Annotated in this window: 2 protein-coding genes, 1 tRNA gene and 2 rRNA genes (1 of these 5 only partly in view); 4 read left to right on the top strand and 1 reads right to left on the bottom strand. The window is 64.4% G+C overall.

Annotated elements, in window-relative coordinates:
• The 4 genes from JEK78_RS04330 to JEK78_RS04315 all read left to right on the top strand — a co-directional run.
• Nucleotides 1-2,872 (top strand): 23S ribosomal RNA (locus JEK78_RS04330) (it extends 253 nt beyond the left edge of the window).
• An 82-nt stretch (nt 2,873-2,954) separates the two neighbouring features.
• A 5S ribosomal RNA gene (gene rrf / locus JEK78_RS04325) occupies nt 2,955-3,071 on the top strand.
• Nucleotides 3,072-3,168: 97 nt separating this feature from the next.
• The gene (locus tag JEK78_RS04320) at nt 3,169-3,846 is read left to right on the top strand and encodes a DegT/DnrJ/EryC1/StrS family aminotransferase (protein ID WP_200262770.1); all 678 of its coding nucleotides are present in this window, start codon (nt 3,169-3,171) and stop codon (nt 3,844-3,846) included.
• 82 nt (nt 3,847-3,928) lie between these two features.
• Nucleotides 3,929-4,001 (top strand) — tRNA-Thr (locus JEK78_RS04315).
• Between the two features lie 184 nt (nt 4,002-4,185).
• On the opposite strand, the gene JEK78_RS04310 is transcribed toward JEK78_RS04315, so the two are convergent.
• Complete coding sequence (locus tag JEK78_RS04310; protein ID WP_200262769.1) at nt 4,186-6,933, bottom strand: SpoIIE family protein phosphatase; 2,748 nt, start codon at nt 6,931-6,933, stop codon at nt 4,186-4,188.
• Between the last annotated feature and the right edge of the window lie 273 nt (nt 6,934-7,206).

Here is a 7,206-nt window from a genome sequence, read left to right as displayed (position 1 = left end):
AGCGAAACTGGATGAGGCCAAACCGTATGCGTGTGATACCCGGCAGGGGTTGCGTGTGCGGGGTTGTGGGATGTCTTTTTTCATGGTCTGCCGGCTGTGAGGCGAGTGAGAAACCGTTGATGTAGGCGAAGGACATGCGAAAGGTCCGGCGTAGAGGGTAAGACCCCCGTAGTCGAAATGTCAGCGGCTCGTTGAGGATTTTCCCAAGTAGCACGGGGCCCGAGAAATCCCGTGTGAATCTGGCGGGACCACCCGTTAAGCCTAAATATTCCCTGGTGACCGATAGCGGATAGTACCGTGAGGGAATGGTGAAAAGTACCCCGGGGGGAGTGAAATAGTACCTGAAACCGTGTGCCTACAAGCCGTGGGAGCGTCGCATGCGAGCCTTTCGGGGTTTGTGTGTCGTGACTGCGTGCCTTTTGAAGAATGAGCCTGCGAGTTTGCGGTGTGTTGCGAGGTTAACCTGTTGTGGGGTAGCCGTAGCGAAAGCGAGTCCGAAGAGGGCGTTGGAGTAGCATGCTCAAGACCCGAAGCGGAGTGATCTAGCCATGGGCAGGTTGAAGCGGAGGTAAGACTTCGTGGAGGACCGAACCCACCAGGGTTGAAAACCTGGGGGATGACCTGTGGTTAGGGGTGAAAGGCCAATCAAACTCCGTGATAGCTGGTTCTCCCCGAAATGCATTTAGGTGCAGCGTCGTGTGTTTCTTGCCGGAGGTAGAGCACTGGATAGGCGATGGGCCTTACCGGGTTACTGACCTTAGCCAAACTCCGAATGCCGGTAAGTGAGAGCGCGGCAGTGAGACTGTGGGGGATAAGCTCCATGGTCGAGAGGGAAACAGCCCAGAGCATCGACTAAGGCCCCTAAGCGTACGCTAAGTGGGAAAGGATGTGGAGTCGCAGAGACAACCAGGAGGTTGGCTTAGAAGCAGCCATCCTTGAAAGAGTGCGTAATAGCTCACTGGTCAAGTGATTCCGCGCCGATAATGTAGCGGGGCTCAAGTGTACCGCCGAAGTCGTGTCATTCACATGGTTGCCTTAACGGGTGTGTGGATGGGTAGGGGAGCGTCGTTTGCCGGGTGAAGCAGCGCCGTAAGGCAGTTGTGGACGGTTGACGAGTGAGAATGCAGGCATGAGTAGCGATTCAAACGTGGGAAACGTTTGCGCCGATTGACCAAGGGTTCCTGGGTCAAGCTGATCTGCCCAGGGTAAGTCGGGACCTAAGGCGAGGCCGACAGGCGTAGTCGATGGATAACCGGTTGATATTCCGGTACCCGCTGTGGAGCGTCAAACGTCGAATCTGGTGATGCTAAGCCCGTGAAGCCGTTCCGGACCCTTCGGGGGATGGATTGTGGTGGAGCCGGTGGTCCGAGCTGGTAGTAGGCGAGTGATGGGGTGACGCAGGAAGGTAGTCCATCCCGGGCGGTGGTTGTCCCGGGGTAAGGGTGTAGGGCGTTGCGTAGGTAAATCCGCGTGACATGTGTCTGAGACCTGATGCCGAGCCGATTGTGGTGAAGTGGATGATCCTATGCTGTCGAGAAAAGCCTCTAGCGAGTTTCATGGCGGCCCGTACCCTAAACCGACTCAGGTGGTCTGGTAGAGAATACCGAGGCGTTCGGGTGAACTATGGTTAAGGAACTCGGCAAAATGCCCCCGTAACTTCGGGAGAAGGGGGCCATTTCTGGTGATGGGCTGTGCGCCTTGAGCTGGGGGTGGCCGCAGAGACCAGCGAGAAGCGACTGTTTACTAAAAACACAGGTCCGTGCGAAGCCGTAAGGCGATGTATACGGACTGACGCCTGCCCGGTGCTGGAACGTTAAGGGGACCGGTTAGTTCCATTTCGGTGGGGCGAAGCTGAGAACTTAAGCGCCAGTAAACGGCGGTGGTAACTATAACCATCCTAAGGTAGCGAAATTCCTTGTCGGGTAAGTTCCGACCTGCACGAATGGCGTAACGACTTCTCGACTGTCTCAACCATAGGCCCGGTGAAATTGCACTACGAGTAAAGATGCTCGTTTCGCGCAGCAGGACGGAAAGACCCCGGGACCTTTACTATAGTTTGATATTGGTGTTCGGTTCGGCTTGTGTAGGATAGCTGGGAGACTGTGAAGCCTGTACGCCAGTGTGGGTGGAGTCGTCGTTGAAATACCAGTCTGGTCGTGCTGGATGTCTAACCTGGGTCCGTGATCCGGATCAGGGACAGTGTCTGATGGGTAGTTTAACTGGGGCGGTTGCCTCCTAAAGGGTAACGGAGGCGCCCAAAGGTTCCCTCAGCCTGGTTGGTAATCAGGTGTTGAGTGTAAGTGCACAAGGGAGCTTGACTGTGAGACCGACGGGTCGAGCAGGGACGAAAGTCGGGACTAGTGATCCGGCGGTGGCTTGTGGAAGCGCCGTCGCTCAACGGATAAAAGGTACCCCGGGGATAACAGGCTGATCTTCCCCAAGAGTCCATATCGACGGGATGGTTTGGCACCTCGATGTCGGCTCGTCGCATCCTGGGGCTGGAGTCGGTCCCAAGGGTTGGGCTGTTCGCCCATTAAAGCGGTACGCGAGCTGGGTTTAGAACGTCGTGAGACAGTTCGGTCCCTATCCGCTGTGCGCGTAGGAGTCTTGAGAAGGGCTGTCCCTAGTACGAGAGGACCGGGACGGACGAACCTCTGGTGTGCCAGTTGTTCTGCCAAGGGCATGGCTGGTTGGCTACGTTCGGGAGGGATAACCGCTGAAAGCATCTAAGCGGGAAGCCTGCTTCGAGATGAGGGCTCCCACCTACTTGATGGGGTAAGGCTCCCAGTAGACGACTGGGTTGATAGGCCGGGTATGGAAGCACTGTGAGGTGTGGAGTTGACCGGTACTAATAGGCCGAGGGCTTGTCCGTAGGTGCTCGCGTCCACTGTGTTGGTTCTGAAACCACGAACGGTTGTCCCTGTTGTGGGGTGCTGGTTGTTGTTTCGTTGTGTTTCGGTGGTTTTAGCGTAGGGGAAACGCCCGGTTACATTCCGAACCCGGAAGCTAAGCTCTACAGCGCCGATGGTACTGCAGGGGGGACCCTGTGGGAGAGTAGGACGCCGCCGAACGATTATTGAGGGTTGGCCCCGGGATTCATCTCCCGGGGCCAACCCTTTTTTGTTTCTCGTCATCCCGGGTTCACGTTCCGCGGTCACGGTGAGGGGCATGAGTATCGTGGGGGCGCTTAGGGCCGCGGGTGTCGAAGCCGGCGACGAGGTCGTCGTTCCGGCCTTCGGAAACGTCGAAGTGGCCGGGGCCGTGCGGCAGCTCGCCGCCCGGCCGGTGTTCGCGGACATAGATCCGTCGACCTATTGCCTTGATCCTGTCGCTGTGGAGAGTGTCCTCGGCTCCTCGACCGCAGCGATAGTCGCCGTGCATCGGTTCGGTGCGACCAAGGGCGTCGAACGCCTTCTGGTGGCCGCCCGCGGGCACGGGCTTCCGGTGATCGAGCATCGCGAGTCACGGCTCCCGGCCGACGAGTGGACGCGGCGCCGCCGACATGCCTCCTACCTGGACGCGAGGTTGCGTGGGGTGCGTCCGCCGGCCAAGGACGACAATCATGTCTACGCCCAGTACGTGATCCGGGTGCCGGGCAACGGTCGCCCCGACCGCGACGCGTTCGCACGAGCCATTCGACTCAGGGGAGTCGACTGCGTGGTTCCCGTGAGGACACCGGTCCACCGCCTGCCAGAGTTCCGGTGCCCGGTCGCCCTGCCCGAGACGGAGAGGGCGGCCGAGGAGACGCTCGCGCTGTCCGTCCACCCATCGTTGACCAGACGCGACATGCGTCGCATGGTGCGCGCCTGCAACGCGCTCGGCTCCCTCCTCGGAACGGCTGTCTGAACGGCGGTCTGGTTCGGATCATCGGCGCGTTCGGGGTATGATCTATCTCGTCGCACGGAGGAATTCACCTCGGTGAAGACAGGCCCCCATAGCTCAGTCGGCAGAGCGTCTCCATGGTAAGGAGAAGGTCAACGGTTCGATTCCGTTTGGGGGCTCCCATGAGGAGGTCTCGCCCGCGAGGGCGGGACCTTTCTCGTTCTGTGCCACTGCTCGGTGGATGACGAACCGACGAGAGGCCGTTGCCGGTGCGCAGGGCAGGGTGGGCGAGGCCGGGCATGCGTGCCTCGCCCACGAGAACGGGCCGCAACATCGACGGGGTCGCGGCGTCGGCCCGCGGGATCAGTCCACACGAAGCTCCGGTACCCGCATCGCCAGGATGGCCATGTCATCGGACGGGGCGTCCGCGGCGAAGCGTTCCACCGCCCGCATGATGCGAGCCGCGACCGCGCCCGCTGTCAGCCCCGTGCAGGTGGTGAGGACATCGCAAAGGCCGTCGTCGCCCAGCATGCGGGTCCCCTCGCGGCGTTCGGTCACTCCGTCCGTCACGCACAGCAGCACGTCGCCGGGGTCGAGGAAGACGGTTTGCTCGTAGAGTTCGAGGTCCTCCAACACCCCGAGCAAAGGCTGTGGTTCGGCTGCGGGCGTCACCGTGCCGTCCTGCCGCAGGCGCAGAGGCAGCGGGTGACCGGCACAGACGAGCCGCAGTTCCGCGCCGCCCTCGGACTGCGGCCGCAGCTCCCCGTACAGCAACGTGAGGAAGCGGCTGCGGGCCCCCTCGTCGAGGATGGCCGAGTTGAGGCGCTCCAGTACGGCCGGACCGTTCAGCCCCTCTCGGGCCAGCAGCCGCAGCGCGTGGCGAGCCAGCCCGGTGACCGCCGCCGCGTTCGGACCCGTCCCGCACACATCGCCGATCGCGAAGCCGTAGGCGCCTTCGCCGATCGGGAACACGTCGTAGAAGTCACCGCCCACTTCGTTGCCCTCGCCCGCGGCGCGGTAGATGACCTCGACCTCCACCCCCTCGATCGCCGGGCTCTCGGGTGGCAGCAGACTCCGCTGGAGAGACTGGCTGATCGCCGTCCGTTCCGAGTAGAGCCGTGCGTTGTCCAAGGCGAGCGCGGCCCGTCGGGACAGGTCTTCGGCCAGCTCCAGGATCTCCTGGCGGAAGTGCTCGTCTGCGGGTTGGCCGAGGGTGAGCATCCCGATGACCCGGTTTCGCGCCACCAGGGGCAGGACCACCGTCTCCCCTCCCACCGCGGAGGCCGTGGCCAGGGTCGGGCCGATGCCGGGCGTGACCTTGCGAATGGGGCCTCCGGCCAGCCCCAGGCTGCGCATCGATGTGCGCAGCGCCGCCTCGTGGGCGACCTCTGCCGGGGCCGTCCACACGACGGCGCCGGGGGTCACGACCGGCTCCGGTGGCGGGATCTTGGAGAGCAGGGACCTGATGCCGTCGATGAGGTCCTCGTCCTCGTGCAGCACGTAGGAGAGCGAGGGGTCGGAGGACTGTTCGGCGATGGTGTAGACGGCGCACCAGGTGGCCAGCCGCGGGACCGTCATCTGGGCCATGAGGGCCAGCGTCTGATCACGATCGAGCGTGCCGGCGAGCAGGTCGGACGCCTCGACCAGGAAGCTGAGCGATCCGCGACGCAACCGCTCCAGCTCGCCGAGCCGGGCGGATTCGACGGCCAACGCGATCCGATCCGCAGCGAACTGCAGGCGGAGCGCGTCGTCGTTGGAGTAGCGGGCCGGAGACTCCGCCGCGACCCCGAGGGAGCCGGTGAGCCGGCCCTCGACCTTCAGGGGAACGGTGACCACCGACCGCATTCCGGTGCTGTTCAGCAGGGGTACGGCGCCCGGGACCATGGTCAGGTCCTCGTGGACGGCGGGCATCCGGGCCGATCCGTAGCGTCCGGGGCCCGCCTCGACGGGAACCCGGGCGAACCGCTGACGGATGGAGGGCAGGCCGGTGGAGGCACGCACCTCCAGTTCCGTCTCGTCGTCGGTGGCGAGCAGCAGGAAGGCCGCGTCGCCGTCGACCATGTCACGCGCCCGCTCCACCGTGCGTTGGAGGAGACTGTCCAGGTCGTCCGGGGCGGGCGATCCGATGAAGGCCTCGAAGGGGTCGCGGCTTCGTGCTTCGGAGGTGGACGCCTCGGACGGGATTTGCCGCGGCGAGGTCTGCAACACCGCACGCTCGTGGTCCCGAACCAGCAGGCACACGGTCGAGGGCTCACCCTCCGCGTCGCGGACCCTGAGGTGAGAGGCGTACACGGGCACCACGCGCCCCCTGGCGTCGCGGATCCCGTAGCTGCCTTCCCAGCGGGAGAGGCGCAGCGCCTCGGCGATGCCGGTGCCCGTCCCGGGTGTGTGGGGCCAGGCCGCGAGGTCGGTGAGCGGCTTTCCCGTGACCTGCTCCGCCGGATAGCCGAACAGCTCCGCGGCGTCGTCGTTCCATGCCGTGATGGTGCCGCCACGCTCCACCTGTGCGACGGCCACCCGAACCCTCGCCCCGGCGCGCGGAAGCGACTCGGTGGGGAGAGCGGGCCCGGCGCTGCGCGTACCGACGGGACGGTCGGGCAGGTCGAGCTGGAACCACACCTTCTTGTGCGTCGCCGTGTACTCCACGCCCCAGCGGTCGGCGAGCGCGGCGCACAACTGGAGGCCCCGCCCTCCTTCACGGTCCGGGCCCCCCGGGTGGGGAGCGAGGCCCCGCACCGGGAGTTCCCGTTCGGGGTAGCGGTCGGCCACCTCGATCCGGACACCCTCGTCACCGCGTAGACAGACGACCTCGGCGGAGGTGCCGGCGTGGACGACGGCATTGGTCACCAGCTCGCTGGTGAGGACCACCGCGTCGTCGACGAGGTCGGCGAATCCCCAGCCCTGGAGGCTTTCTCGGACGAACGAGCGGGCGCCTGCCACCGATCTTCCCACGGGCTCGAACGCCGCGGCGGCACGTGCGGTGATCACAGAAACCCTTTCCCCTGTCTCCGCGTCCGCGGACCCCGGGCCGACAGTCCGCCGTCGATCCGGGGCGTCGTCCGTCACACTGGGGTCCAGAGGGGGTTCCCCCGATACCAGTCCGGTGCTCATCGTCCGGCCGCCCCTCCGTGGCACGCTTGTCTCCTCGCCGCCCCGCTCACCGGACGGGTCCGGTACGGCTGGACAGTCGTATGCAAGGTTACTTACCTTCGCCGTCCGGGCGGATACCGGTCTGCGGTGTTTCCGCCCGTTGGTGTGCGGACGGTGGGCGAAGCCGCCGAACTGTTATGGCCTGGTTCGGCGGGGGTGAAACACTGGGCAGGCTCCTCGAGGGAGGCCCGGGCGGACGGACCGCCGACATGCGCGGCGTGCCGCGGCCCGGGA

Source organism: Streptomyces sp. HSG2, assembly GCF_016598575.1.
Lineage (GTDB): Bacteria > Actinomycetota > Actinomycetes > Streptomycetales > Streptomycetaceae > Streptomyces.
This window is presented reverse-complemented; position numbering and strand designations above follow the sequence as displayed.